Genomic DNA, 2,421 nt, shown 5'->3' on the forward strand with positions numbered 1-2,421 from the left:
CTGCAGGCCTGTGGCTGCAGCGCCGCCGTCGACAATGCAATTCCGGCGGTCAAGGATACAGCCGACCTGGTCATGCGTGGCGCCCGCGGCAAGGGCGTGGAGCAATTAATCGCAAAGCTGATAAAGCGTGATCACGCGATAGTGCCGAAGCGCCATGACGGCATCGTTCTTGGATCGTCTGGCGGCGATGATGTCTACCTGTCGCCGAGCGACACGATCCTCATTGCCGGGAGTTCCGGCATTGGCAAATCCACCTTGGCCACCGCGCTGACGGAACGCTTCGTCGAAAGTGGTTTTCAGTTCTGCGTCTTCGATCCCGAAGGCGACTATGACGGCCTCGAAGGCGCCGTTCGCCTGGGAGACGGCTCAAGCGCGCCGACAAAGGCGCAGGTGCTGGATCTGATCGCCAAGGCCGACAGCAACATTGTCGTCAATGGATTGGCCCTGCGCGTCGACGAGAGGCCGGATTTCTTTGCCGACCTGCTGCCTGGCCTGAGCAGTTTCCGCCGGCGCACCGCGAGACCGCACTGGCTCGTCATCGATGAAGCGCACCATCTTCTGCCCAAGCGGCGCGACGATACGCGGGCGGTCCTGTCATTGGAATTGCCGGGCACAATCCTGATCACCGTTCACCCCGGGGCGATCTCGACAGACGCCTTGCGCCTTGTCACAGCCATCATTGCGCTTGGCCCCAAGGCGAAGGACGTGGTGAAGGTCTTCTGCAAGGAAACTGGCATTGAGCCGCCAAAGGACATTCCAACGCCCAAAGGCGCGCGCGTGCTGTTCTGGCGGCCGCAGTCGGGCAAGAAAGTCAAGACGGTCAAGGTGGTTGAACCACGTCAGTCACTCAAGCGGCACAGCCGGAAATATGCCGAAGGCCAACTCGACGAAGCCGGCAGCTTCTATTTCCATGGCCCTGACAATGCGATGAACCTCAGGGCTCACAATCTGATGATCTTCGCTCAGATCGCCGAGGGGATAGACGACAAGACCTGGGAGTTTCATTTGCGCACCGGCGACTATTCCAAATGGTTCCGACATCAGATCAGGGACAAGGACCTGGCGCGCGAAACCGCCGAGGCGGAAGAGGACAAGACCCTGTCGGCGCAGGATAGCCGCAAGCGGGTGCTTGACGCTGTACGCCGCCGTTACACGGCTCCGGCCACAGCCCCGGAGTGACACTCGAGAGCCAAGGCAACTAAGCTATCGCTGCACGCGAAAACTTTTTCAGTCAGGCAACGCCGCCACCGCGACAATTTCGATGACGATGTCGGCTTGTGAAGCCCCTCCTCTCAGAGCTCTTGACCCTCAGCCTATCAAATCATCTATTCTGATCGGCAGATCGCGAATGCGCTTGCCGGTGGCATGATAGACGGCACTCGCCACGGCGGCAGCCGTTCCGACATTGCCGAGTTCGCCCAAGCCCTTGACGCCGGCAGGATTGACCTGGTGGTCGATCTCGGGGACCAGGATAACGTCGACCTGTTTGATGTCGGCGTTGACCGGCACGAGATAGTCCTGCAGGTCGCGATTGACGTAGCGCGCGTGTCGCTGATCGATTTCCGTGGCCTCGTGCAACGCTTGGCCGATGCCCCAGATCATGCCACCCATCAGCTGGCTGCGCGCGGTGCGCGTGTTCATGATGCGCCCGGCAGCGAAGGCTCCGACAGTGCGCGGCACCCGGATTTCGCGTGTATAGCTGTTGATGCGCACTTCGACGAACTCGGCGCCAAAGGCATATTTGACCGAATCTTCGTCGTTCTCTCCACCATGAAACTCCGATTGTCCGGCATAGAGTTTGCTGAGGGCTTCAGGCGAAGAACCCTTCGGCGCAAACTCGGCATATTCTTCGATGGCGCCGACCTGCATGGCCTTGAAGACATCGGCCAGCTTGGCGGACTTGCCGGTCTCGGTGACGACCTCTTCGTCCTTCAAATCCAGCTTCGCATTGGCCGAACCTGCCAGCGGAGCCCCCTTGCCCGCAGCGGCGGCAAATAGCTTTTCGCGTATCGCATCGCAGGCTTTCATGACTGCGGAGCAGACGCTGGCGGTCGAGATCGATCCGCCTGACACGGGAGCCGGCGGCAAGGCACTGTCGCCCATCTCGACGCTGATCTTGTCCATGCCAACCCCCAGCCTTTCGGCCGCCATCTGGCCGGCGATGGTGCGAACGCCGGTGCCGATTTCATGCGAGCCGCACTGGACCCGAACCTCGCCATCGGCGGTGAGACGAACCCGGGCCGCGCAAGGCGCGGCGGCTGTCGGATAGATTGCCGTCGCACAGCCCATCCCGACCAGCCAATCGCCGTCGCGCATCGAGCCGACCGTGGGATCGCGTTTCGACCAGCCAAAGGCCTCCGACGCCTGGTCATAGCACTTGATGAGTGAGCGGCTGGAAAATGGCTTACCTCCGATCGGCTC

2 protein-coding genes are annotated in these 2,421 nt (G+C 61.3%); one reads left to right on the forward strand and one right to left on the reverse strand.

Annotated features, from left to right (window positions below):
• Positions 1-1,179 (forward strand): ATP-binding protein (locus EN750_RS29465; RefSeq protein WP_127398854.1); only part of this gene is annotated, 1,179 nt, incomplete at its 5' end.
• A gap of 129 nt (positions 1,180-1,308) precedes the next feature.
• Here EN750_RS29465 and EN750_RS29470 read toward each other — a convergent pair.
• On the reverse strand, positions 1,309-2,421 hold a 1,113-nt coding region (locus tag EN750_RS29470; protein WP_145968023.1), incomplete at its 5' end, for a molybdopterin cofactor-binding domain-containing protein.

It is taken from the genome of Mesorhizobium sp. M7A.F.Ca.ET.027.03.2.1 (assembly GCF_003999175.1).
Lineage (GTDB): Bacteria > Pseudomonadota > Alphaproteobacteria > Rhizobiales > Rhizobiaceae > Mesorhizobium.